21 protein-coding genes and 1 pseudogene are annotated in these 25,580 nt (G+C 61.9%); 12 read left to right on the top strand and 10 right to left on the bottom strand.

From position 1 onward, the window contains the following. Positions 1–213: 213 nt before the first annotated feature. From AC6CH3_RS22715 to hxlB, 9 genes are all read right to left on the bottom strand, one after another. Positions 214–2,568, bottom strand: a complete 2,355-nt coding sequence (locus AC6CH3_RS22715) for an FdhF/YdeP family oxidoreductase (RefSeq protein WP_498134582.1) — start codon at positions 2,566–2,568, stop codon at positions 214–216. Positions 2,569–2,677: 109 nt separating this feature from the next. Next, positions 2,678–3,298: an MBL fold metallo-hydrolase gene (locus AC6CH3_RS22710; RefSeq protein WP_498134581.1), complete on the bottom strand. Its 621-nt coding sequence runs from the start codon at positions 3,296–3,298 to the stop codon at positions 2,678–2,680. Then, positions 3,295–4,455 (bottom strand): S-(hydroxymethyl)mycothiol dehydrogenase, encoded by a 1,161-nt coding sequence (locus tag AC6CH3_RS22705; RefSeq protein ID WP_498134580.1) that lies wholly within the window; start codon positions 4,453–4,455, stop codon positions 3,295–3,297. Before AC6CH3_RS22705 ends, AC6CH3_RS22710 begins: the two co-directional genes overlap by 4 nt. A 206-nt stretch (positions 4,456–4,661) precedes the next feature. Beyond that, entirely contained in the window at positions 4,662–5,654 is a 993-nt protein-coding gene (locus AC6CH3_RS22700) for a glucose-6-phosphate dehydrogenase assembly protein OpcA (protein ID WP_498134579.1), read from the bottom strand. Next, positions 5,651–7,207, bottom strand: coding sequence for a glucose-6-phosphate dehydrogenase (zwf, locus tag AC6CH3_RS22695; protein WP_498134578.1), 1,557 nt, complete (start codon positions 7,205–7,207; stop codon positions 5,651–5,653). Before zwf ends, AC6CH3_RS22700 begins: the two co-directional genes overlap by 4 nt. A gap of 46 nt (positions 7,208–7,253) precedes the next feature. Beyond that, positions 7,254–7,469 (bottom strand): hypothetical protein, encoded by a 216-nt coding sequence (locus AC6CH3_RS22690; RefSeq protein ID WP_498134577.1) that lies wholly within the window; start codon positions 7,467–7,469, stop codon positions 7,254–7,256. A gap of 74 nt (positions 7,470–7,543) precedes the next feature. Beyond that, positions 7,544–7,792, bottom strand: coding sequence for a hypothetical protein (locus tag AC6CH3_RS22685; RefSeq protein WP_498134576.1), 249 nt, complete (start codon positions 7,790–7,792; stop codon positions 7,544–7,546). 162 nt (positions 7,793–7,954) lie between these two features. Beyond that, positions 7,955–8,578, bottom strand: a complete 624-nt coding sequence (hxlA, locus tag AC6CH3_RS22680) for a 3-hexulose-6-phosphate synthase (protein WP_498134575.1) — start codon at positions 8,576–8,578, stop codon at positions 7,955–7,957. Positions 8,579–8,649: 71 nt separating this feature from the next. Then, positions 8,650–9,249: a 6-phospho-3-hexuloisomerase gene (gene hxlB, locus AC6CH3_RS22675; RefSeq protein WP_498134574.1), complete on the bottom strand. Its 600-nt coding sequence runs from the start codon at positions 9,247–9,249 to the stop codon at positions 8,650–8,652. Between the two features lie 812 nt (positions 9,250–10,061). Between hxlB and AC6CH3_RS22670 the strand changes: the two genes are divergently transcribed. The 12 genes from AC6CH3_RS22670 (at position 10,062) to AC6CH3_RS22615 (ending at position 24,678) form a co-directional block, all read left to right on the top strand. Beyond that, entirely contained in the window at positions 10,062–10,796 is a 735-nt protein-coding gene (locus AC6CH3_RS22670) for a FadR/GntR family transcriptional regulator (RefSeq protein WP_498134573.1), read from the top strand. Between the two features lie 168 nt (positions 10,797–10,964). After that, positions 10,965–11,672, top strand: a complete 708-nt coding sequence (locus AC6CH3_RS22665) for a cache domain-containing protein (RefSeq protein WP_498134572.1) — start codon at positions 10,965–10,967, stop codon at positions 11,670–11,672. Between the two features lie 743 nt (positions 11,673–12,415). Further along, a complete protein-coding gene (locus tag AC6CH3_RS22660; protein ID WP_498134571.1) occupies positions 12,416–13,900 on the top strand; it encodes an APC family permease in 1,485 nt (494 codons plus the stop codon). Positions 13,901–15,235: 1,335 nt separating this feature from the next. Continuing rightward, positions 15,236–15,616 (top strand): cupin domain-containing protein, encoded by a 381-nt coding sequence (locus AC6CH3_RS22655; protein WP_498134570.1) that lies wholly within the window; start codon positions 15,236–15,238, stop codon positions 15,614–15,616. Between the two features lie 9 nt (positions 15,617–15,625). After that, positions 15,626–16,108 carry a dimethylamine monooxygenase subunit DmmA family protein gene (locus AC6CH3_RS22650; RefSeq protein WP_498134569.1) on the top strand — a complete coding sequence of 161 codons (483 nt, stop codon included), beginning with the start codon at positions 15,626–15,628 and terminating at the stop codon, positions 16,106–16,108. After that, the gene (locus tag AC6CH3_RS22645) at positions 16,105–17,082 is read left to right on the top strand and encodes a PDR/VanB family oxidoreductase (protein ID WP_498134568.1); all 978 of its coding nucleotides are present in this window, start codon (positions 16,105–16,107) and stop codon (positions 17,080–17,082) included. The genes AC6CH3_RS22650 and AC6CH3_RS22645 overlap by 4 nt, the downstream gene beginning before the upstream one ends. Continuing rightward, complete coding sequence (locus AC6CH3_RS22640; protein WP_498134567.1) at positions 17,079–18,074, top strand: heme-dependent oxidative N-demethylase family protein; 996 nt, start codon at positions 17,079–17,081, stop codon at positions 18,072–18,074. Before AC6CH3_RS22645 ends, AC6CH3_RS22640 begins: the two co-directional genes overlap by 4 nt. A gap of 391 nt (positions 18,075–18,465) precedes the next feature. After that, positions 18,466–20,421, top strand: coding sequence for a primary-amine oxidase (locus AC6CH3_RS22635; protein ID WP_498134566.1), 1,956 nt, complete (start codon positions 18,466–18,468; stop codon positions 20,419–20,421). Between the two features lie 316 nt (positions 20,422–20,737). Continuing rightward, complete coding sequence (locus tag AC6CH3_RS22630) at positions 20,738–22,222, top strand: APC family permease (protein ID WP_498134565.1); 1,485 nt, start codon at positions 20,738–20,740, stop codon at positions 22,220–22,222. Positions 22,223–22,473: 251 nt separating this feature from the next. Next, a complete protein-coding gene (locus AC6CH3_RS22625) occupies positions 22,474–23,136 on the top strand; it encodes a DUF5134 domain-containing protein (RefSeq protein ID WP_498134564.1) in 663 nt (220 codons plus the stop codon). Between the two features lie 122 nt (positions 23,137–23,258). Then, positions 23,259–23,492 carry a cation:proton antiporter regulatory subunit gene (locus AC6CH3_RS22620; protein WP_498134563.1) on the top strand — a complete coding sequence of 78 codons (234 nt, stop codon included), beginning with the start codon at positions 23,259–23,261 and terminating at the stop codon, positions 23,490–23,492. Positions 23,493–23,496: 4 nt separating this feature from the next. Continuing rightward, a complete protein-coding gene (locus AC6CH3_RS22615; protein ID WP_498134562.1) occupies positions 23,497–24,678 on the top strand; it encodes a cation:proton antiporter in 1,182 nt (393 codons plus the stop codon). Between the two features lie 544 nt (positions 24,679–25,222). Here AC6CH3_RS22615 and AC6CH3_RS22610 read toward each other — a convergent pair. Beyond that, positions 25,223–25,348 (bottom strand): annotated as a pseudogene (locus AC6CH3_RS22610) (dCTP deaminase); the annotation flags it as partial. Between the last annotated feature and the right edge of the window lie 232 nt (positions 25,349–25,580).

Here is a 25,580-nt window from a genome sequence, read left to right as displayed (position 1 = left end):
ATCTGGCTGAACCTGGGCTCCGTGGCGGCCGCGCTCACGCTCCCAAGCCGATCCAGCACCGAAAGAGCCGGTCCTTCTGCTCAGGGGTGTACCTACTCCCCCGGCTGTCTCCCCGCTTAGAACGATACGGTCGCTGCAACTCCCAAAAATCCTGGGTGTTGCAACGACCGTTAGAACCCGCCCCTCGGAGGCGGGGCGGTTCTGCTGTTCGCCTTAGACGGCAGTGGCAGCCTCAAGGGAAGCCGATTCAACGGCCACTGCGGCCCCACCCGTGTGCGGCACGAAGCGGACGAACATCGCCTTGAAGCCTGGGGTGTTCGACTCCCGGGCGACGTTGTCCTTGTGCACCAGGGCGTTGGCCTCGGGGAAGTATGCCGCGGCGCACCCTTTCGCCGTCGGGTAGGCCACCAGCCGGAACTTGTCCGCCTGCCGGTCCTGGCCCCTGAACGTGCTCACGACGTCCACGACGTCCCTGTCCTGGAACCCGAGGTCCGTCAGGTCCTCGGGGTGCACGAGGATGACGCGGCGGCCGTCGGAGATCCCGCGGTAGCGGTCGTCCAGGCCGTAGAACGTGGTGTTGTACTGGTCGTGACTGCGGATGGTCTGCAGCACCAGGTGCCCGTCAGGCGGCGTGAGGTATTCCAGCGGGCTGACGGTGAATCGCCCGCGGCCAATATCCGTTTTGAAGGACCGGGTGTCGCGCGGCGGATTCGGCAGCACGAAGCCGTTCTTCGTCCGCACGCGCTTGTTGAAGTCCTCGAACCCCGGAAGGACGCGGGAGATGTGGTCCCGGATCACGTCGTAGTCCTCGGCCATGGCCTTCCAGTCCACGGCGTGGTCCGGGCCGAAGGTGGCCTGGGCCATCCGGGCCACGATCACGGGCTCGGCGAGCAGGTGTTCGGACACCGGGGTCAGCCTGCCCTGGGTCGAGTGGACCACGGACATGGAGTCCTCCACAGACAGGAACTGGGCGCCCTTGGGGTGCTTGTCGTCCTTGTCCGTCCGGCCCAGCGTGGGAAGGATCAGCGAGGTGCGGCCGTGCACCACGTGCGACCGGTTGGGTTTGGTGGAGATATGCACGGTCAGCCCGATCCGCTGCATCCCCGCTTCCAGGGTCTCGGTGTCCGAGCACGCCAGCGAGAAGTTTCCGCCCATGGACACGAAGACGTCCACCTCGTCGCGCTCGAACGCCTCCATGGCCTCGACGGCGTCGTAGCCGTGGTGCCGCGGAGATTGGATGCCGTACTCGTTGTCGAGGGCTTCGAGGAGCCATTCCTTCGGCTTCTCCCAGATGCCCATGGTCCGGTCGCCCTGGACGTTGGAATGTCCGCGCACCGGGCAGGCACCGGCGCCGGGCTTGCCGAAGTTGCCCTGCAGGAGCAGGACGTTGACCATTTCCTTGATGGTATCCACCGAGTGCGGCTGCTGCGTCACGCCCAGGGCCCAGCAGAAGATGCTGGCCTTGGACCGGATGAGCATCCCGGCCACGTCTTCGATCTGCTTCCGGGCCAGCCCGGTCGCCTTTTCGGTTTCCTCCCAGTCCAGTTCCCGGCGTGCCTCGCGGTAGGCGTCGAAGCCGTCGGTCTGCGCCTCCACGAAGGAACGGTCGACGACGGTGCCCGGGTTTTGTTCCTCGGCCTCCAGCAGCAGGTGGCCCAGGGCCTGGAACAGCGCCAGGTCCCCGCCCACCTTGATCTGCAGGTATTCATCGGCCAGCGGCGTGCCGCCGCCGACCACGCCGGCGACGGTCTGCGGGTCCTTGAAGTTGAAGAGGCCGGCTTCGGGCAGGGGGTTCACCGCCACCACCTTGCCGCCCTTGTCCTTGCATTCCTTCAGCGCGGACAGCATGCGGGGGTGGTTGGTGCCCGGGTTCTGCCCCACGACGAGGATCAGCTCGGCGTCGTGGATGTCATCCAGCGACACGGTGCCCTTGCCGATGCCGATGGTCGGGTTCAGCGCCGACCCTGAGGATTCGTGGCACATGTTGGAGCAGTCCGGCAGGTTGTTGGTGCCCAGCGCCCGTGCGAAGAGCTGGTACATGTACGCCGTCTCGTTGGCCGTGCGGCCGGAGGTGTAGAAGACGCAGCGGTCAGGCGTGCTGGCCCTGATGTGTTCACCGATGAGCCCGAACGCCTCCACCCACGAGATCGGCGAATAGTGCGTGTCACCTTCCCGGATCACGACCGGTTCACTGAGCCGGCCCTGGTTGCCCAGCCAGTACTCCGTCTTGTCGGAGAGCTCGGCGATGGAATGCTTCGCCCAGAACTCCGCACCCACCGTCCGCAGGGTATTCTCCTCCGCCACGGCCTTGGCGCCGTTCTCGCAGAATTCGGCAGCCTTGCGTTTCTTGTCCGATTCCGGCCAGGCGCAGCCCGGGCAGTCGAAACCCCCGCGCTGGTTCAGGCGCAGCAGCGACTGCGCCGTCCGGGTGACGCCGGCCTGGGCCACCGCGCGCTCCAAGGCCACCATGACGGCCTTGACGCCGGCAGCTTCCGTTTTCGGCTTGCCGACGGCGAGGGCGTCCTCGTTGATGTCCGCAACGGGCGCGGGCTGTTTGCCGAACTTCATCGTTCCAACTTCCTTACCGGCTAACGCCGTGTTTGTTCACAACGCCCGGCAAGGCGCGCCAGCTTTCTGGCGCGCCTTCCGGGGTCCTGCTCTATGGGGCAATCCTGTCCTACTGCGAAAGCTGTGCGAGGGTTTCGCGTTCGGCGGCGATGGTGGTGTTGTCGCCGTGGCCGGTGCGGACGGTGGTTTCTGCCGGGAGGGGCAGGAGGCGTTCGCGGATGGAGGTCAGGATGGTGGGGTAGTCGCTGTAGGAGCGGCCGGTGGCGCCGGGGCCGCCGTTGAACAGGGTGTCCCCGGTGAACACGGTGCCTGCTTCCTCCAGGAGGAAGCAGGTGGAGCCGGGTGAGTGGCCGGGGGTGTGGATCGCCTTGAGGGTCGCGCCGCCGACCTGGAAGGTGTCGCCGTCGGCGATCTGCCGGTCGGGTGTGGTGTCGGGGTAGACCTGTTCCCAGAGGACGAGGTCCTCGGGGTGCAGGTAGATCGGTGCGTTCACGGTTTCGGCGACCTGGCGGGCGGCGCCGATGTGGTCGTTGTGCGCGTGGGTGAGCAGGATCGCGGTGACGTTCCGGCCCTGCACGGCTGTGATGATCGCGTCCGCGTCGTGCGGGGAGTCGATGATCACGCACTCGGTGTCGTTGCCGATGATCCAGACGTTGTTGTCCACGTCCCAGGTGCCGCCGTCCAGGGAGAACGTGCCGGAGGTGACGAGGTTCTCGATCCTGACGCTCATGCCGACACTCCTGCGGTCTGGGCAGCAGCCGTTGCCGCCGTGTCAGCCGTTGCGCGGGTTCCGGTTGCGGGTTCGATTTCGACGACGGAGCGCAGCACGGTGCCGTGGTGCATTTTGTCGAAGGCTTCCTCGACCTGGTCGATGCTGATGCGTTCGGTCACGAACGCGTCCAGGTCCAGGTTGCCTTGCTTGTAGTGGGCGACGAGCATCGGGAAGTCGCGGGAGGGCAGGCAGTCCCCGTACCAGGAGGACTTCAGGGACCCGCCGCGGCCAAAGACGTCCAGCAGCGGCAGTTCCAGGACCATCTCCGGGGTCGGCACGCCGACCAGGACCACGCGGCCGGCGAGGTCGCGGGCGTAGAAGGCCTGCTTGTAGGTTTCGGGCCGTCCGACGGCTTCGATCACGACGTCCGCGCCGTTGCCGTTCGTCAGTGCCCGGATCGCCTCGACCGGGTCAACCTGCCGGGAGTTCACCCCGTGCGTGGCGCCCAGGGATTTGGCCATCGCGATCTTGTTCTCATCGATGTCCACCGCGATGATCGTGGTGGCCCCGGCCAGCTTCGCCCCGGCGATCGCGGCGATGCCCACGCCGCCGCAGCCGATCACGGCCACGGACTCCCCGCGCTTGACCTCCCCGGTGTTGATCGCGGCCCCGATCCCGGCCATCACACCGCAGCCCAGCAGCCCGACCGCGGCGGGGTCGGCGTCCTCGTCGACCTTGGTGCACTGCCCGGCCGCGACCAGGGTCTTTTCCGCGAACGCGCCGATGCCCAACGCCGGGGACAACTCCGTGCCGTCCTCCAGGGTCATCTTCTGCGTCGCGTTGGCGGTGTTGAAGCAATACTGCGGCTGGCCCTTCGCGCAGGCCCGGCACTGCCCGCACACCGCACGCCAGTTCAGGATCACCCGGTCACCCGCGGACACCTCCGTCACGCCCTCACCCACAGCCGCCACCACACCCGTGGCCTCATGACCCAACAGATACGGGAACTCATCCCCGATCCCGCCCTGCTTGTAATGCAGATCCGTATGACACACCCCGCACGTCAGGATGTCCACCAACGCCTCCCCCGGCCCCGGATCCGGCACCAGAATCGTCTCCAACGACACCGGAGCATCCTTCTCCAGGGCAATGACTGCCTTGACTTTATGAACCATAACTTTGTTCCTTTCAAGAGTCCCTGAACTCGCTGGCCACGGCAGGTCCGGGCAATCCAATTGAGAGGTTCGGTGTCCAGGTCCTCGTTGCTCGGTATGAGGGCCCCTAGAGTCCAGAGGAGGGTGTCCGGGCCGGTCGCGCGCGTAGATTGCAAGAAGGTTTCTCACAGTCTAAGGCCCTAATTACCATCCCCGTCGCGGTCGCGTTAGACGGCGATCAGTGACAAACGGTCCCGGTTGCGTCCTGGCTTTTGGCTGTCAGAGAACGTCATGCTGCTTTCCTGTTTCACTCTGGAAGTACCGAGACTGCTAACCGTTTCACCGAAGGTTTCGTCGGGGTCCAGGCGGCGGAGTTCTTCGGCGAGGCAGTCGCGGAGGCTGCGGCGTGGGAGGGAGATGCGTTGGGCGGGTTGGCCGGGTTGGGTGAGTTCGGCGATGGAGAGTCCGGGGCGGAAGAGCTGGATGTCGCCGGTGGCGCGGGTGAGGCGGACGCGGCGGATGCCGGTGCCTGCGGGGTCCGCGACGATGGTGACGGGCGCGTCCAGGGACAGCGTGAGCCAGGCCGCGAGGAGGATCGTGGACGGGGAGTCCGAGGCGCCTTCGACCGCGACGGCGGTGACCGGGGAGGAGTCGACCTGGTCCAGCACGGCGGCGAGCTGGATGCGCCAGTTCGTCAGGCGGGTCCAGGCCAGGTCGGTGTCGCCGGCCTTGTAGGTGTTGCGGATGTTTTCCAGCGCGACCTGGGGTTCGGCCTCGTTCGCGGAGTCGGTGATGCGCCGGTGCGCGATCTTGCCGATGGAGGTTTCGGAGGCGTTCTTCGGCGCGCCGTGCGGCCACCAGGCCACGATCGGGGCGTCGGGCAGCAGCAGCGCCGCGACCAGGGACTCGCTTTCCTCGGCGAGTTCGCCGTAGCTGCGCAGCACGATCACCTCCGAGGCACCGGCGTCCCCGCCGACCCGGATCTGGGCGTCGAGCCGGTTCGGGGCGGCCGAGCCGGCGTCGGCGAGCACGATGATCCGGCAGGGGTGTTCCCGGCTGGCCTCGTTCGCGGCCTCGATCGCTTCCTCTTCCAGCCCGGACTTGGTGACCACCACGAGGGTGAGCACCCGGCCCAGCGCGATCACCCCGCCCTGCTCGCGCAGGGACATGATCTTCTTGGAAATGTTGGAGGTGGTGGTGTTCGGAAGATCTACAATCATGGCCTTCTCCAGGTGCGTCCGTCGCGGGCTAGCAGCTCATCAGCCGAGGCCGGGCCCCAGCTGCCGGGGGCGTAGGGCTCGGGCTGTTCGCCCAGCCCGGCCCAGTACTCTTCGAAGGGGTCCAGGATCTTCCAGGACAGCTCCACTTCCTCGTGCCGCGGGAACAGCGGCGGCTCACCCAGCAGCACGTCCAGGATCAGCCGCTCGTACGCTTCCGGGCTGGACTCGGTGAACGAGTGCCCGTACCCGAAGTCCATCGTCACGTCCCGGACCTCCATCTGCGTGCCCGGGACCTTGGACCCGAACCGGATCGTGGCGCCCTCATCGGGCTGGACCCGGATCACCACCGCGTTCTGCCCGAAGTCATCATCACTGTGGTCACGGAACAACAGGTTCGGTGCCCGCTTGAAGACCACCGCGATCTCCGTGACACGCCGGCCCAGCCGCTTGCCCGCGCGCAGGTAGAACGGCACCCCGTTCCAGCGCCGGGTGTTGATATCCACCCGGATCGCCGCATACGTCTCGGTCATCGAATCCGCCGGGATGCCCTCCTCCTCCAGGTAGCCCTGGACCTGCTCCCCGCCCTGCCAGCCGCCGGCGAACTGCCCGCGCGCCGAATGCGTGGACAGATCCTCCGGCAACCTGACGGCGGCGAGGACCTTTTCCTTCTCCGTGCGGAGGTCATCGGCGTGAAAGGAAATCGGTTCCTCCATCGCCGTCAAAGCCAGCAGCTGCAGCAGGTGGTTCTGGATCACATCCCGCGCCGCGCCCACCCCGTCGTAATACCCCGCCCGGCCGCCGGTCCCGATGTCCTCGGCCATCGTGATCTGCACATGATCCACATAATTCGCGTTCCATAACGGCTCGAACAACTGGTTCGCGAACCGCAGCGCCAGGATGTTCTGCACCGTCTCCTTGCCCAGATAATGATCAATCCGGAACACCGCATCCGCCGGGAACACCGACTCCACAATGTCATTGAGCTGCCGCGCCGATTCCAGGTCATGCCCGAACGGCTTCTCGATCACCACCCGGCGCCACTTCTCACCCTCGGCCTGCGCCAAACCGTGCTTGGAGAGCTGCCGGCAGACCTGCTCGAACGCCTTCGGCGGAATCGAGAGGTAAAACGCATGGTTGCCTCGCGTGCCGCGCTGCTCATCCAGCTCAGCGATCGTCTCACCGAGCCGCTGGAACGCGGCATCGTCGTCGAACTCCCCCTGCACGAAACGGATGCCCTCAGACAACTGGTTCCACACCGCCTCATCAAACGGCGTCCGTGAATACGAGGTCACGGCATCCCTGACCTCCGCGGCGAACTCCGCGTTGTCCCACTGCCGCCGGCCAAAACCCACCAGGGCAAAACTCGGCGGCAACAAACCACGATTAGCGAGGTCATACACGGCCGGCATGAGCTTCTTGCGCGCAAGGTCACCCGTTACGCCGAAGAGCACTAAGGACGATGGGCCCGCAACCCGGGAGAGCCGGCGGTCGCGGGGATCCCGGAGCGGATTGAGTCCGGACCCCACACTCGAATCAACGTAAGTAACAGACATCGTTGCTTCTAACTTTCGAGAAGGCAGTCGGGTCGTCGACCGACGGTCACGAGAGTATCTGCTCGCGAGTTTCCCCAAAGGGAACGGTGTCGCTGAGCGTGAGCGTGTAGCGGCGAGGATCATGACGGGTGACCAGGATACCGGCACATCGTTGGGGCAACGCTATCTGGCGGAGCTCGGCTTCTGCATGGTCGAGCAACTCATAAAGTCGACCGGGTTCGGTAATGAGGACTTCCAAATGCTCAGTGGTCTGAGTATGCATGATGAACAGCTTCCTTCCCAGGGATGAGGATTCCCAATGTGCCAACCCCTCTTCCTTGTGGGGTGTGCTGTGTCTTAGATCAAATAAAGGGTGATGGGATCATCACGAACAAACAGCCGACGGCAGCCTGTGCCGTGCTCGATCACCCATATCAGTTGGCCGTCGTCGGCGCGGTCATCGACATAGGCTGCGTAGAGGAACGAACCGTGGGACCAGACTTCAAGGCAGTTTCCGTGCTGCAGGGAAGCCCACCCATGGACAGGCTGCTGGTCCGGGAATCTGCGACTTCCCCCGGCCGCTCCCCCCATTGCCTGTTGAATCATCTCTTATTCCTTTAGGCAGAACCTGTACTGCCCGCGGGGATGTTCTCCGCGGGCAGTACAGGGAAGAAATTCCGCTGCTGCATGCCCCTGAGGTGCAGGGTCATGTTCCGGAGGTGCCGTCCCGCAACCTTCAAGGATGCGGGACGGCACCTAATCGGGTGATTAGACGATAGCGGCGCGGAGTTCTTTCGCAGCCACGGCCGGGTCGGCTGCACCGTAAATGGCACCGCCGGCGACGGCGACATCGGCGCCGGCCTTCTGGACGTCCGTGATGGTGGCGAGCTTCACGCCGCCTGCCACGGAGAACGGCACACGGGCTTCCGCGCCGGCACGGAGCAGACCGTTCAGGTCGAAACCGGGCTTGGCCTGCTCGTCCAGGCCGGCGTGCATCTCAACGAACTTCGCACCCAGCGCACGGACTTCCTTGGCGCGGGTCACCTTGTCCTCGATACCGATGAGGTCCACGACGACGCCCTTGTTGTGGGCCTTGGCTGCCTTGACAGCACCAGCGATGGTGGAGTCATCGGCGGCACCGAGCACGGTGACCAGGTCGGCGCCGGCCTTGAAGGCGATGTCGGCTTCGAGTTCACCGGCGTCCATCGTCTTCAGGTCGGCGAAGACGATCTTGTCCGGGTGGGCGTTCTTGACGGCGGTGATGACGGAGAGGCCTTCGGCCTTGATCAGCGGCGTGCCGAGTTCGATGATGTCAACGTATTCGGCAACCTTGCCGGCCAGTTCGAGGGCCGCTTCGGTGGTCAGGAGGTCGATGGCAACTTGGAGTTTCATTATGTTGTTTCTTTCTGTAGGGAACTGCAATTGGGTGTGGAAAGTTAAGGTTTCAGTTATTCGAGTTGGGCTTACTCGAGGTTGGCGTGCCGGAGCCAGAGCTCTTCGGCCCGAACATCGGTGTTGTCCCACAGCGACTGGAAGACCGCCTCGGTGGCGAGGAAAAGTACCTGTTCGAAAAGGGACCCAGCGTACTGGCGGGAAACACCGGAGCCGTGATCGGTCTTCTGCGCGGCGGGAATGATTACCAGTGAGTCAGCGAGCCCAGCCAGCGGCGAATCCGGGTTAGTGGTGAACGCGGCGATGCGTGCTCCTGCTTTCGCCGCCGTCTCCGCTGCCTTGACCACTCCGGAGGTGGTTCCCGACCCGGAGGCCACCAAGAGCAGGTCCCCGGAGCTGATGGCGGGAGTGGTGGTGTCACCGGCGACGTGAACCGTCAGGCCCAGGTGCATCAGCCTCATGGCAGCCATGCGCAGGACCAGGCCGCTTCGGCCCGCTCCGGCAACAAACACCCGCCCTGGGTGGCTGAGGTGGCGGGCAAGGTCAGCCACTTGCTGTTCATCGATTTTGGCGGCCGTGTCTGTGATCTCGTCCCTGACCAGGGACAGATTGCGGACAATATCATGTGTGGTGCTGTACCCAGTGAGCACCGCATTTGCTGTCGGATTCACGATTTATCCCCTTCGATTCGATCCTCGGCCTGTAGGGGCCGATGGATGCTTTCTGGTTGATATCCATGATGTCGAAGCAAATGGGCAGAGGTAACACTGTTTTCTGACGGTTTTAACTACACTTTAGGATTGGGAAGGCGGGGCAGAGTCTGCAGAACTGCCCTTCGTACTGGGAACCTCGGAGCCGGAATCACGGCGCGAGACCCAGCAACTCATGGCACCGCCCGGCTCGGACGCCCGTCGTCTCGGGGCTAACCCAAGGGCGTGGGGCCCAGCAACGGTATGCCTCGAAGCCCCCCAAAACAGCCGCTAATCCTTCCTCCAAGAAGCATTTAAGAAGGCCTCTCTGAAGCAGTTGCAAGGTCGTGGGCGGGCGGGGCGGTACGCAGCTTCGTCGCTGGCCGCCGGCTTGACCTAATCGGCCGAATGCCGGAAGGACCTGGCCGCTCCAGGAGTAAGCAAACCCAACACCCTGCTCCATGGGCACATGCGTGGTGCAGGCTCGAGACCAGCGACTGATTCGTCACGACGGGTCATGTGGCTTTATCGATTTCGTCATGAAACGAAGTGTTGACGGGGGCACCTTCCACGAATCAACCGACCCAGGCCCTTTTTGGTGTGGGCATACACACGCCGAGGCAACGACGGCGCCCCGCTAAGTCACGAAGGATTTGCGCCAATAACCTCGGTATGGGGATGAAATCCGCTAAAGTACTCCTCCGGCTGGTTAGACTTGACCCAACCCATAGCCCATTTCGGAGCGCAGAATTTTGGCCTCGCCAACCCCATTTCAGTCACAGATATACCGGTCCTTGCCGGAGATCGAGAGGGCCGATGCGATTGTCGACAGAATTTCCAAGGCAATCGGCCTCGGTCTGCTCAAGGTAGGTGAACGCCTGCCCCCGGAAGCGGCACTCTCGGAGATGTTTGGGGTCGGCGGCGCGACCCTTCGCGAAGCCTTGGCAGAACTGCGCGAGCAGGGAGTCGTCGAGACCCGTAGAGGCCGGAGCGGGGGAACCTTTATCGTCAGCCAGCCTCCCACCCAGACCGACACCATCCGGGAGTGGTTTCTCTCGACGTCTATTTCAGAAATACGCGACATCGGGGACGAACATTCCGCTATAGCCGCCGCGACCGTCCGTCTGGCATGTGAGCGCGCTGAAGCACGCGACTTCGACCGTCTTCAGGAACTCGCGAGGGCTTTGGTTCTGGCGCAGACCCCGGAAGTGCGTGCACCTGCTGACAGCCGCTTCCACATCGAGTTGGCAGTATCCGCGCAGTCACCGAGGCTTGCCAACGCCGAAATCCGCCTTCAGGAGGAAACCGTTCAACAGCTATGGACGCCCCTCGCCGTAGCAGCTGACCCCGAAGCGGCAACGGCTGAACACTTGGAACTTGTCCGGGCAGTGGCCCAGGACCAACCCGAAAGGGCCCAGAAGCTGGTACTTGAACACATTAAGCGAAACATCTTCCACCTGATCGACACGAAACTCACCCTGAGTTACGCCGCATCAAGGCAGGACGGCCAAGGACCCCCTCCGCCGTAGCATTTGACCCGGAAACGGCAAGCGCTGAACATTTGAAAGCTGGTCTTGGGTAGTGGCCCGGGGCCAACCCGAGAAGGCCCATACACTGGTACTTGAGCACGTCAGGCGATAATTTTCCGCCTGACACGGAACTCATCTCGGATTAGCCAAAACAACTCAGGATGGCCAATGAACCCCGACAATGAAGTCGTACATGCTGCCGATGCCCTCGCTGCTTGGATAAGAGGCGTCTCCGCCGAGACCGAGGGGCTCGCCAGCAACGTCGCCTCTCTGCTTGAACAAAATCTCGCCGGCAAATCCAAGGTCGATAAGGCTGCACTGGTCGGACTGGACGAAGTCGCACGGGACTTCCTGGCAAAGAATGCATTTGCTGTCGGCGCCGGGACATTCTTCACCGCGGACGCCGTAGAGGAGGGCGGCCGAGGTTTCGAATGGTGGTTCCGCAAAAATTCTGGTGCCTTGGAAAGGCTTGATGCTGACCGAACTCCAGGCAGTCATCGATATTACGACTATGAGAAGCTGCCGTTCTTCTCGACCGCCGCCTCCACAGGTGAGCAGACCCTTTGGGGCCCGTATGTGGACTATCTCGGTTTCGAGGAATACATCATCACGTTCGCGGCACCGTTTTCCGTCCATGGAAACTTCACCGGGGTGGCAGGATGCGACATCCGAATCAAGGACTTGGAACCCCTACTTATGCCCAACCTCCGCGCCGTCCCAAGGGATGCCGCCCTCATCAACGCCAGTAACCGCGTCATTCTTGGCAACTCCGGAACGTATTTGGTGGGCGAGCGGATCAAATCCGAAGCTCCCAACCAGCATCGTATGGCTCTGGATGTTCCCCATCTGGGACTCTCTCTGATCTACGTCACGTAGCCTCGGACCTCCGTGAAGCAGGCAGGCGATCAGTATCGAAGTTCGTTCATGCCCTGGTGGTTAGGCAGGTCAGGGGTGTCTGGCCGCGCCGCCTGCCTGGTGTGCCCGCCATTCGACACCCCGGTGACCACGTCATCAACGTCCAAGCGCACGAACTCCTCCCCTGAATGCAACCGCGCCGCAACTCGGCCAGCCAGGCGCTGAAGCCATCACGTCGCTTCAGCGCCAGCCGCGCGCCGAAGTTGAACGCTTCAGCCCTCAATAAGACCAGCGAGGAAGCATGCTGCAGGGGCTTCCGCCACGCCTCCAGTCCCAAAGTCCGGCGTGAAACGGGAAACGCTAGCGCAGAGCAGCTTGTCCGCAAAGGTACCTCCGATTAAAACTAATTCCTAGAAAACCTGTTGAACTATAGCTATTTCGCTGTAACCTCAGAAGTGATCTGCTTCACAGGAGACGCCGCCGGAACGTCCGTAGTCTTGCACACGCACAACAAGACCGCAGACCGGATGAAGAAGCCTTCCTCCGACTTCAGACACACCTTCGTCAAAGTCGGCGCGAATCGGCGCCTTCCTCAACGCCCCCGTGTCCGCGCATACCCCAGACTTTCCACACACATCCGGAGTATGCGCCTGCACCCTGAATCAATCCCCCGATTGCTCCTGCCGCGAGGAGCCGTGATGGTTCTTCGCTGCCACTTTCAGGGATGCAAGAAGCACGTTCTAAAAAAATCAAGGGAGATTTTTATGAGTGACAATCGTTTGGATGGCGCCGACCACCTGGAAAGGTCGATCGACTGGAAGCAGGGCTTGGCCATTGCGCTGGGTGTGCCCTTGCTGATCCTGCCATCCTTGGGCTACCTCCCGATGTATCTGTCGGCGGCAGCAATTCTTATCTGGGGACTATCGGTCATTCAGGGTTTCATGCAGAGCACCGCCTATGCTGAAATGGCCACTACCTTTACCAAGGCGTCGGGCCTGCCGGGTTTCGCTCAGCATGTATTTCGCACAGAAAACTATCAAGGCAAGTACGACAAGGGTAAGCTGATCGGCGGCTTCAGCGCCTGGAGCTACTGGTTTGCCTGGAGCCCGGTACTGGCGATCTTTTCCATCCTCGTCGGCGGCTACCTGCACGGGCTGTTTCCGGTACTGGGCGAGTCATTTACCGAGTATCAGCTCGCGTTGATCTCAGGGCTGGTGATTTTCACCGGATTGTTCGTAGTCAACTGGTTCGGCCTCAAGGATGGTGCCATCCTGGGCTACATCCTGGCTGCTTTTGCTCTGATACCGCTGGTTGTCCTGACTGTGGCGCCTTTTGCCACTGGACACGTTGACATGGCCAATATCACCGGCAGCTGGCTGCCGGCTGACTGGGCCTGGGATATGCACCATATCCTGATCCTCTTTGGCATCTTTGCCATCGCACAGTGGAGTGCCTGTGCCTGGGAAACGGCAGCCATCTACGGCCCCGAATATAAAAACCCGTCCAAAGACGTCCCCAAAGCGCTTCTGGCCTGCGGCACCGTCTGCTTCTTCTCGTTTGTACTGGTGCAAACTTCAGTGATCGGTGTGCTTGGCGTTGAGGGTGTACTGGCCGAGCCTGTGTCGCCCCTGATTCCGGTAGCCCAGGCTGTCTTTGGAGAAGCCGGTTCCATGGTCACCATCATCATGTTGATCGCCGCCATGATACTCATCATTCAAACGGCTTATCTGGGTTCTTCCCGCGCCATGCACTCCATGTCAATGGAAGGCAACCTTCCCAAGTCCCTCGGCAAAACGAATCGCAACGGAACTCCGTTTGTCGCCATGCTCGTCATCGGAGCCTTTAACTTGGTGCTGATTTCAATGGGAACCCCTGCGGCAATTCTTGCGGCCTCGGCCATCGGTTACACCTGTGCCAACGGCATCAGCCTGTTCGCCTATGTCAGGGCCAAAAAGCACCCGGCATTTGCTGATCTGGAGAGACCTTTCAAAGCACCCAGGGGCTGGAAGAATGTCGCCGTGATCTTCGGCCTGTTCAATCTGCCCCTGTGTCTGGTCGGTGTGGTCTACCTGAACAGCCTTGAAGTCGGCTGGACCTCAACCTGGGTCGGCTTCCTCGTACTGTCGCTCTATCTACCCATCTGGTTCTATTCACAGCGTGAATCGAACCGCTCGAAATACAAGGCAGCGGCTGCTCTCTCTTCAGATCACGAGGCCGCAGAGCTGGAAAAGGTTCCGGAACCCACGTGACGGAACCGGAGGCTGGGGCATCCAGGTCCAGAGTGAACCCTGCCCGCAACAATCGCTATCACTTCAACCCACGCTCATATGCGTTTGGCGCCAACCCGGGTGGCCGAGGTCAGTAAGCCCGCGGCTGGATCGCCCAATTGCCGAGAATGGCAGCGGACTTCATAGGTGCAGCACCTCTTTGCTCTGCCCGCTGCTCCGAACCTCATCGACCCAACATTCGGTGAAGCAGGAGACGTCCCGGCAGGGATCTGCGTCGTCATAGGGGCCACGGGTTCACAAGACCCCAATGACGGGATGTGGGGCGTTGTCGTCGGTCTTGTGGCTTTCTCGTGGGGAGCCCGCAAGGATAGCCGACATGAATCTGCCACGGCTGGAGAACTCACAACCCCATGGCTCCATGGCAGCTTGAACCCGCCATGAGCTGATCTCTCAAAACACAGGAAGGCAGGCCGTTCAAGGAACGGTCTGCCTTCCTGTCTGTACGTCCGGGCCTGTCCGGCCTATGGGTGTTCCCCGCAATGCATTTTGCTGAGCTTTACGGTCGAGGACCAGGCGCGGCAGATCCGGTTGTGTCGCTCGCCGGACCACGCGGCCTGCGCATCAAAGACGCACAGGCCACCTGCCGGCCGGCGCGGCGGTTACCGGATCACCAATCTTTCCAGTACATGCACAGGCTTTCTTCACCATTCCGTTGGGTCTGTCGGATACACCAATAGCCGGGTCGCAGCGTTCACGGTCCCGGCCGGAATCCTTGCCCGGTCCAGGATGATCAGCTCCCGCCGCCTGCGGCGGGAGCACGAATAGCGGTGCGGTTGGTCGGGCAGCCAATCGACAATTGGAATGCTGAGGTCAGAGGGCGAGTGAAAGTCCGGCACGGCGTGGAGCATTGGCAGACGACTTGTTTAGCCTTCGCAGCCATCCCACGACTCGATCAGTTGTCCCAGTCAGATTCCTTTTGGCGCCAGGTCCGGGCGGGACGTCCCAAATAGAGTGTCCGCCGGTCCCTGGTGGGAGAGTCGGCGAAGCTGCATCGTGAACACCCCTGATGTCACGCGAGAAAGAAGGGAAGCAGAACGACTCATACGAATTTATATAAAAAGGTCTGGACTAGATGAATTGTGTGGCGTAGCTTTGCTATTGGGACGAACGCAGGTGACTCGCATCACACACCCGAAGGGCTCAGAGTAGAGCTCCAATCCGCTCCCAGGCGCGGAAAATGCCCGGTCTGCGACCTGCAGGAGAGTCGCAACCAAGCGTTCCGACCTCATCTTCTAGGCAGTCCCATATGCATCAGAGATGAACCTTTTTTCCCAACGGTATTCACAGGAGAGAACCATGGAAACCACACTCACAGGAACACTCAGCAAGGCTGGCTCCATCCATAAGGTAGAAGGCGGTTATATCGGACTGCCGCCGATGAACGAGCCTGGGACGGTTGCTGCAATCGGTGACTCCCTCCACAACCCTGAGGGGTCGGTCATGAGCGCCGGATTCTTCGAGCTGAAGGCTTCCGAGCCCCTGGTGTACACGTACACCTACGACGAAATGAAGGTCGTCGTGCAGGGTGAGTTCATCCTCACCGACCAGTCGACAGGTGAAGTGACGCACGCCAAGGAGCGTGACGTGCTGTTCTTCCCGAAGGGAACGACAGTCAAGTTTGAGACCCCTGAGTACGGTCTGGGTTTCTTCACCGGCCACCGCTCCTTCGCTCCGTAAGGACCGACCATGCGTTCCGTGTCCATGCCGCCGGCAGCAGGCACCGGCTTGGAACCTGGTTTCCGCGGTGTCATCTGTGCGTCTTTTGGCGCCACAGGTGACACCGCGGGTCTAGACACCAATGGCCAGCCCCGGCACGATCTCCATTTCGAAGCTGCAACCCCGGAGACCCTCTCGGAACTGAAGTCTGCGCTCGGAAGATCCCATGTCGGGGTCCGTCTCGTACTCACCGGGCTCCCGGCGGACATCCGTGCAGCCGCAGCAACCGCCGCGGAATGCGGGCTGCTGGAAGAGGAGGTAACCCTCCTCCCCCACGAAGCCGGACCCCGCGTTATTTACTGCCCGCATTGCCTTACTACAACCATTGACCCGGCTGCCCGTTCTGAAGTGCAGTGTCAGGGATGCGCCACCACGCTGGCCGTTACTGATCACTTTTCCCGCCGTAAGGGCGCTTACCTGGGTTACTCAGCTTATGCCGAGGAGGCATCATGACAGTGACGGCGCTTCCGATCAGTGCCCATCCGGCAGTGGATGGTGGTCTCCAGCTGGAGGTGACAGACGTCAGTCTTCAGACGGAATCAATTATCAGCATCACACTGGCTGACCCGTCGGGGCGGAAACTGCCATCCTATGTTCCGGGGAGCCACCTTGTGGTCCAGTACGGCAGCGGTGTGAATGCGTACTCACTGACGGGTTCAGGCAATGCCCCTTCCGAGTACAACATTTCGGTGCTCCGGGTTGAAGACGGCGCCGGTGGTTCTGTGGCGATGCACCGGCTTTCTGTTGGTGACCGGGTGTTTGTTTCGCGGCCCCGCAGCGCTTTTGCCCCGGTCTCGACAGCAACGCATCATCTTCTGATTGCTGCCGGGATCGGCATCACCCCGATTCTTTCGCATGCCCGGGCCGCGGCTGACCGCGGTACGACGTCATCGTTGATTTACGTGTACCGGCCTGGGGCCGGCGCCCACGTGGCGGAGGCGAGAGAGCTGCTGGGGCCGGCGCTGACCGAGTGCGCTAACCGAGACACGTTCCAGCACGTTCTGGCGGAAGCCCTCACGTCCCAGGGAATCGGAACCCATCTCTACGTCTGCGGTCCCGTTGCCTTCATGGAGGCAGTGCTGGCACAGGCGCGGGAGCTGGGCTGGTCACCGACCCGGCTGCATTCGGAGGCGTTTGGCGCGGCCGAGCTGGACGAGGGGGAACCCTTCACGGTGAACCTGGCACGCAGCGGCGTCAAGCTGGAGGTGCCGGCCGGTGTTTCGTTGCTGGAGACACTGGAAAACATTGGGAAGAGCATCCCGAACATGTGCCGCAAGGGCATCTGCGGTGAATGCGTTTTGCCGGTACTGCGTGGGACGCCTCAGCACCGGGATCTTTTCCTGACCGATGAGGAAAAGGCCGCGAACACCACAATGATGTGCTGCGTTTCGCGTAGCAACGACCCAGAATTGGAGTTGGACCTATGAGTATCACGATCGACAAAGAAACTGACGTCGCCCTGCCGGAACGGATCAGGCGCTTTCCCTTTCCTTTTGCCGCCGAGACCTACCGCTATAGTGCCAACGTCGAGCCGGCCAACAAAACAGTGCAGACAGAAGCCGGCGCATGGGGAGCGCACCTGGTGGATATCGACGAGCACTACCTGCAGGAACTGGCCGAACGTGAGCAGGTGCTGACCCGCGATCCTTCGCGGCTGCATGTCCTGCCCCACATGAAACCGGCCGTGTGGGATGCCCTGACCACCCTGTTGGCCTCGATGGCGGAGGATTACCCGGACACGATGTCCTTCCAGCGGGAAGGAAACCACTGCCGCTGGCGTAATGGGCTGCAGGATCTCGAGGTCGAATTCACCGTGGGGGACGACAGCTCATTGCCTGGTGGTCCCATGCGGTTCCTCGGCACCCAAGTCCAGGACGACATCATTCTTCTTGATGTTCGTGAAGACACGCTGTGGCTCGACGCCGGTCTGGTCACCTTCGCGGCGGACTGGTCCTTCGGGTTCGACGTCGGCATGAACTTCCTGGAAATCCACCACCCGGTCCCGCGGTTGAAGGATGAACAGATCATCACCCGGGCTGAGAAGTTCCTCTTGCGTCTGCAACCCGGGGAACAGTTCCGCCGGACCAACTGGACGATGACCATTGACCGGCGGCTGGACACCTCTACGGAGACCTACCCTGAGTGGGGCCCGGACCGAAGCACCATCGCCAACGACCCAGCCATGCCGGAGAGGCTGCACCTGCGGGTGGAAGTGCAGCACCTGATCCGTCTGCCGCACTCCGGAGCCATGCTGTTCCTGGTCCGGACCCACCTGCTGCCCCTCACCGACATCGCGCGGGTGCCGGTTTGGCGCGAAAAGATGGGCCAGGTGCTGGCCGAACTTCCGGAAGACATGGCCACGTACAAAGGCATCATCCGCTTCCGCAAAGCCGCGTCCGATTGGCTGCTGGCCGGCTGATCAGCGGCGCACTTCCTTCGGGTTGGCACCGCAGCCATCGCACCGCACGATAGCTGTAACACCAAAGAAATATTCATAAAAAAGGCTGGACTAGAGGTTTTATCTGCAGTAGTTTTACTGCATGGGGAACGCGTGATCGGCATCACACCAGCAGGGTTCAGAGTAGAGCCCGGTTGGCCCTTCCATTTCACATTGAAGGATGCCGCGGTAAGTGCCGGACCAGGATCGTGCTGGTCAGCTGCAGCGAGGCCAGGGCTCACCGCGTCCTCAAGGCGGGTTTTAAGTACATGATGGGCGACCAAAATCCACCAACCCACTCATGTTATGGAGCATTTCGGCTGCCAAGCCATTGGGATCCTCTCATCCTGATTAAAGAACCAAGGAGAAAATCATGACCCTCAACACTGAAACCGAAACCGAAACCGTCGAAGTGGCGTCGCACCCTCTCGATCCGCTTTCCCGCGCCGAGATCTCCCGTGCGGCGTCGATCCTTAAGGATGGCCCCGCTGCGGCAGAGTCGTTCCGCTTTATCAGCGTTGAGCTGCACGAGCCGGACAAGGAACTGCTGCGGGCCGGCGCTAAGACGGTGCGTGAGGCCGATGCAGTCCTCGTCGACCGGGCCGAGGGACGGTCGTACGAAGCGATTGTCGACCTTGAAGCCGGCATCGTCACGAGCTGGAAGCAGCTGGCTGCCAACGTTCAGCCTCCCTTCATGCTGGACGAGTTCGCCGAGGGTGAAGAGGCCTGCCGGAAGAACCCCGAGGTCCAGGCTGCCCTGGCCAAGCGGGGCATCACCAACATGGAGCTGGTCTGCTTCGAACCGTGGTCTGTGGGCTACTTCGGTGAAGACAACGAAGGCCGCCGCCTGATGCGTGCCCTGGTCTTCGTCCGCGACGAGGCGGACGACAGCCCCTACGCGCACCCGATCGAGAATTTCATCGTCATCGTGGACCTGAACTCCGGCGAGGTCGTCCAGCTCCAGGATGACCAGGCCATCCCGGTCCCGAGCGCCAGCGGCAACTACCTGCCCAAGTACGTCGGACCGGCCCGCACCGACCTGAAGCCCATCGCCATCACCCAGCCCGAAGGCGCGTCCTTCACCGTGACTGGAAACCACGTCCAGTGGGCCGACTGGTCCTTCCGGGTCGGGTTCACGCCCCGCGAAGGCCTGGTCCTGCACCAGCTGAAGTTCCGGAACAAGGGCGTCGAGCGTCCCGTGATCAACCGCGCCTCACTGTCCGAGATGGTCGTCCCCTACGGCGACACTGCCCCGGTCCAGGCCAAGAAGAACGCCTTCGACTCCGGCGAGTACAACATCGGCAACATGGCTAACTCCCTCACCCTAGGCTGTGACTGCACCGGCGAGATTAGGTACTTCGACGGCCACAGCGTCGACAGCCTCGGCAACCCGTGGACCATCGAAAACGCCATCTGCATGCACGAGGAAGACGACAGCATCCTGTGGAAGCACTTCGACTTCCGCGAAGGCACCACCGAAACCCGGCGCAGCCGCAAGCTCGTGATCTCCTTCATCGCCACCGTCGCCAACTACGAGTACGCCTTCTACTGGCACCTCTTCCTTGACGGCAGCATCGAGTTCCTGGTCAAGGCCACCGGCATCCTGTCCACGGCCGGCCAGAAGCCCGGCGAGAAGAGCCCCTACGGACAGACGCTGAACAACGACGGACTCTACGCCCCGATCCACCAGCACATGTTCAACGTCCGCATGGACTTCGAAGTCGACGGCCCCAAGAACGCCGTCTACGAAGTGGACATGGAAATCCCCGAGGACAACCCCACCCACACCGCGTTCAAGGCAGTCGACCGGCTGCTGGAAACCGAACAGAAGGCCATCCGGAAGACAGACTCCTCCAAGCACCGCTTCTGGAAGATCGCCAACCACGACAGCAAGAACCTCGTGGACGAACCGGTTGCCTACCGCCTGATCCCCACCGATGGCATCCAGCTCGCCGCCGGTGACGAGTCGTACGTGAGCAAGCGCGCGCAGTTCGCCCGCAACAACCTCTGGGTCACCGCCTACGACCGGACCGAACGCTTCGCCGCCGGCGAGTTCCCCAACCAGGCCACCGGCGCCGATGACGGCCTGCACATCTGGACCCAAAAGGACCGGAACATCGTCGACCAGGACCTCGTGGTCTGGTACACCTTCGGCATGCACCACGTCGTCCGGCTCGAAGACTGGCCCATCATGCCCCGCCAGAACATCGGCTTCATGCTCGAACCCCACGGCTTCTTCGACCAGAACCCCACCCTCAACCTCCCCAGCAAAATCGAAGCAACCAGCGACCACTGCAGTGCAGGAGAAGGACATTCAGCCCACTCGTAACTGACAGTCCTCAATTAGGGTCCCGGGAGCGCCGAGGGGTTTATCACCCCCGGCGCTCCTGCTGCCCCGCCACTGGGTCCGCTTCGTGTCCACGGAGTCAGCTGCGCCTCGTCTGGCCCAATAGATGCCCAGGCAGACCAAAACATCGGCGGCCCGCACAGACGACCGCCTTTTCAATCTGCGCGTCCGGCTAACCCTCCGGACCCACCAGCATGCTCGTATTTGCTTCCATGCCGGTCCGTCTCATACGCCCCGCCGGCCAGCGGGATCGATGCAGCAAAGAAGACACGACGTCCAGTTCATCAAAGGAGATGTTATGAGTGAAATTCGTTCGGACGAAGTTGATCACCTTAAAAGGTCGATCAACTGGAAGCAGGGCATGGCCATTGCCCTGGGCGTGCCCTTACTGATTCTGCCATCCTTGGGCTACCTCCCGATGTACGTGTCCGCAGCAGCAATCCTTATCTGGGGAGTATCGGTCCTTCAGGGCTTCATGCAGAACGCTGCGTACGCCGAAATGGCCACCACCTTTCCTAAGGCCTCTGGCCTGCCAGGTTTCGCCCAACACGTGTTCCGCACCGAAAATCACAAGGGCAAGTACGACAAGGGCAAGCTGATCGGCGGCTTCACCGCCTGGAGCTACTGGTTTGGCTGGAACCCGATACTGGCGATCTTCGCCATCTTGGTCGGCGGTTACCTGCACGGGCTGTTTCCGGTGCTGGGCGAAACATTCACCGAGTATCAGCTCGCGTTGATCTCCGGCCTGGTGATTTTCACCGGATTGTTCGTAGTGAACTGGTTCGGCCTGAAGGATGGCGCCATCCTGGGTTACATTTTGGCGGCGGTTTCTCTGATACCGCTGGTTGTCCTGGCCGTGGCACCGTTTGCCACTGGATACGTTGACATGACTAATATCACCGGCAGCTGGTGGCCGGCTGACTGGGCCTGGGACATGCACCATATCCTGATGCTCTTTGGCATCTTCGCCATCGCACAATGGAGTGCCTGCGCCTGGGAAACGGCCGCCATCTACGGCCCCGAATACAAGAACCCGTCCAAAGACGTCCCCAAAGCGCTTCTGGCCTGCGGCATCATCTGCTTCGTCCTGTATGTACTGCTGCAAACTGCAGTCATCGGTGTACTTGGTGTTGAGGGTGTACAAGCCGAACCTGTGTCGCCCCTGATTCCGGTAGCCCAGGCTGTCTTCGGCCAAGCCGGCTCAATCATCACCATCATCATGCTGATCGCTGCCATGGTACTGATCATCCAAACAGCTTATCTGGGTTCCTCCCGCGCCATGCACTCCATGGCCACGGAAGGCAACCTGCCCAGGGTGTTCGGCAAAACGAACCGCCAAGGAACCCCGTTTGTTGCCATGCTGGTCATCGGAGTCTTCAACCTGGTGCTGATTTCCATGGGAAACGCCGCAGCAATTCTTGCAGCCTCAGCCATTGGTTACACCCTTGCGAACGGCATCAGCCTCTTTGCCTACGTCAGAGCCAAGAATCACCCGGCCTTCGCTACTTTGGAAAGACCCTTCAAAGCACCCAACGGCTGGAAAAAGGTCGCCATGTTCTTTGGCCTGTTCAACGTGCCGCTGTGCCTCGTCGGTGTGGTCTACCTCAACAGCCTGGAGATCGGCTGGACCTCAACCTGGGTCGGCTTCATCGTACTGTCACTCTACATACCCATCTGGTTGTACTCCCAGCATGAATCGCGCCGCGCAAACAACAAAGCAGCCATTGCTCATCCAGATCAGGATGCCGCAGTTCCGGAGAAGGTTCTAGATCCCACTATGTAGCGGAGCGGGCACATACAGCATCCGCCCAAGCACATATCCGTGGGCCAGGTCGTTCTCGCTAACGACGCTCGCGGGCTGGCTTTGAACGGAAAAGATCGCGAGCCGATGCGCCTGGTCAGTCTCGAACTCGTCCAGGGCCTGGAGCTGCAGAAGGAGCAGCCCTAATAGGGCGGTCCCCGGCGCTGTTGACCATCGCGCGTCGGGGACTGTGGCCCACCTAATCCAAACATCGTAGTGAGAGCGTGATTCGCATGTTCAACATCCCCGCAATTACCTGGACCCTCACGGCAGTCCTGCTGCTGAGCGGAAGCTATTACGTCCTGCAGGCGGCAAGGTCCCACCGGCTCACGGATCAGATCAACAAAAGCCTCCATGCCCTCATGAGCGTCCTCATGGCTGCCATGCTGTGGAACCTCGTGCCATCCACCATCCTGGCTCAGATTGCAGTGCTGGGCGCCGCGGCACTGTGGTTTGTCATTCAGGCTGTCGCCAGGCCGGAGTTCACGACACTCTGCGGGGGTAGCCAGGGCCGGCTCAAGTGCCTCTACCACAGCCTCACCATGACTGGAGCTGCTCTCATGGTCGCAATGATGGCGGGCCATGGGAGTCCCGCGAGCCTTGGAACCGTTCCGGCAGGCGGGATGTCAACATCGCACGGCCACCACACTTCCCCAGTTCCAGCCCAAAGCACGGCTGCGGCAGCAATTGATCCCTCACCCGGTCTTGCCCTCCTGCTGACAGTATTCTTCGGAGCTGCGGCGGCTGTTTTCATTGTCCTTGTAATGCGTTTCCAGGTACCGAAATCCACTCATCACAACGAGGCGGCGTCAAAACTCTCCGTCCGCACAGAACACGGGCTCGAAGCCCTGGGCGCCGCCGTCATGGCGTTGATGTTTGCCACAATGTCGGCATAAACGGACACCCTCCTGCCCGGTGAAGGACCCGCGGCAGGCATCTATCCTATGCCTTGCGTTCAACGAGGATGGTCCGTTAAGGCCCAGACACCCGGAGGTAAAGCTTCAGAGAGGAAGCCTTCATGACCATCGCCCACAGCATCCTGCCAGTCTCCTTCGGCCCGTTCCACAACCAGCCCATGGGAAAGACCCACAGCCGCGCCCGGTGCGCTGTGTCCGTCGTGGCGATCATGCGAGAAGGTGAAATGCTCCCCTCGCCGGGACCCGGCGTCGTCCTTCACACGGCTGACCCTTTAGCACCTGCCGGCATCCATGAAGGCCCGGACACAGCCTCCGAGAACCTGCGTCACGGATAGAGCCATGGATCCGCTGGCCCTGCCCCTCATTGAACTGGGGGCCGTTGTCTTCTGCCTCGGCCTGCTCGCCAAGCTGGCCGGACGGATCCGGATGTCTCCCATCCCGCTCTATCTTCTGGGCGGCCTCGCCTTTGGCTCGGGCGGGTTTGTTGAGCTTGAAGGCATGAAGGAATTCACACACCTCGCTGGGGAGATTGGCGTCATCCTGCTGTTGCTTATGCTCGGACTGGAATATACGGCGTCCGAGCTTTTCACCGGGCTGCGGAGATCGTGGCACGCGGGTGTTCTTGACTTCGTGCTGAACTTCCTGCCGGGGGCTGCGCTTGCCCTGTTCCTCGGCTGGGGGCTAGTGGGTGCCGTGGTGATGGGCGGCGTCACCTACATCTCCTCGTCGGGCATCGCGGCAAAAGTGATTGCTGATTTTTGCTGGCTGGGCAACCACGAAACCCGTGTGGTGCTCTCCATCCTCGTGTTTGAAGACCTGGCCATGGCTGTATACCTTCCCGTCCTCACTACCATCCTTGCCGGCGCCAGTTTCCTTGGCGGGCTCACAACGGTGGGCGTCGCGCTGGCTGTGGTGAGCCTGGTCCTCATGGTTGCTCTGCGTCACGGACGCCATGTCTCCAAGGTTGTCCACAGCGAGAACCCAGAGGTTTTCCTCCTGAACGTCTTGGGTGCTGCCCTGCTTGTAGCCGGCGTGGCATCAGCCATGCAGGTGTCAGCGGCGGTGGGGGCTTTTCTGCTCGGCATCGCAATCTCCGGTACAACAGCGCACAATGCCACGCGGATCATGGCCCCGCTGCGGGACCTTTTTGCCGCGATCTTCTTTGTGGCGTTCGGGCTGAACACCGATCCGGCGTCCATTCCACCGGTGCTGGGCTGGGCGCTCGTCCTGGCAGTTGTCACTGCGGCCAGCAAAATGGCCACCGGTATCTGGGCGGCGAAGCGTTTGGGGATTGCCCGCCCTGGCCGTCTCCGTGCCGGGGCGGCGCTTATAGCCCGCGGGGAATTCTCGATCGTCATCGCCGGCTTGGCGGTTGCGTCCGGCTCCGTCAACCAGGAACTGGCGCCCATGGCTACTGCCTATGTGTTGATCATGGCCGTTGTGGGTCCGTTGGCTGCGCGCTACGTTGAACCGCTGGCGAAGGCCATGCTCCCGCCAGCCCACGTTGTTGCAAAAGCGTAGATAGCTGTGCGTGAAAGTAGGGTGGCGGATGGCGGCTGTTGGCCCGGGAAGAACCAGCCGCAAACGGCCTGAAGGAAGGCACGTGATCTGACTATATGTCGGTCCGCTTTAGTGTGGGTAGCATGCTGCCGCCTCGGTCAGGGTCTCCCCCTTGGTCTCGCGGAGCCCGCCGGCCCAAAGGCCGGTAATTCCAAGGAAGACGGCGCACAGCCACCTCGGCGGGACGGTCAGCATGCGGCGGCCGGCCTTGTCGATCAGCAGGAACGCGACGACAACCCCGGCCCGGGCGACAGCGGAGAGCCCGACCCCACCGGCGAGACCTCGGCGAGGCGTATTGATTCAACACGCTGTCGGCGAAGGTGGCGATTGCGAAGTACGGTGTCACGGCGCAGAACCAGTACCCTGAGATGACAAGTGTGGAGCGCCAGTACTGCTTGGAGAAAAGCATCCCGAAGCTGCCCTTGCGGACGTCCTCGTGCCGGACGTCGTCAAGGGCGTCGTCCGGCATGTACCTGTAGGCCAGGACGCGAGCTTCAACGCTGGCCTGGTAGTGGTTTCGGTAGTCACCCTGGCCGTAGCCATATGCCCCCTCGGACCTCAGCCGGAGGAAGCACCACTGGCCAATCTTCACGCCAGGCCAGAGCTTGATGGGCAGCGCGGCCATGCTCGAGTCCGGACACAGAGTTTGCCTCCCTTCTGGCTATCCGCTCTCTTTATCTGGCCTCGTGCCGTACCCCAGCCGGCCCGGCAGAGGTACGGGAGGATGCAATGCCTCCGGCCCCTCTTCTCCCTTGTCACTCGCGTTGCTGATGGTCCAGAGGCATGGGTCCTGGTCTCCGGACCGGGGAGCAGCGGCGTAGGGATGGCCCCCTTCATCTTGGGTGCGCTGCGCTTTGCGCCTC

This window comes from Arthrobacter sp. GQ119, from assembly GCF_059759125.1.
Note: the sequence above shows the minus strand (reverse complement) of the source record. Positions and strands in the feature narration are given on the sequence as shown.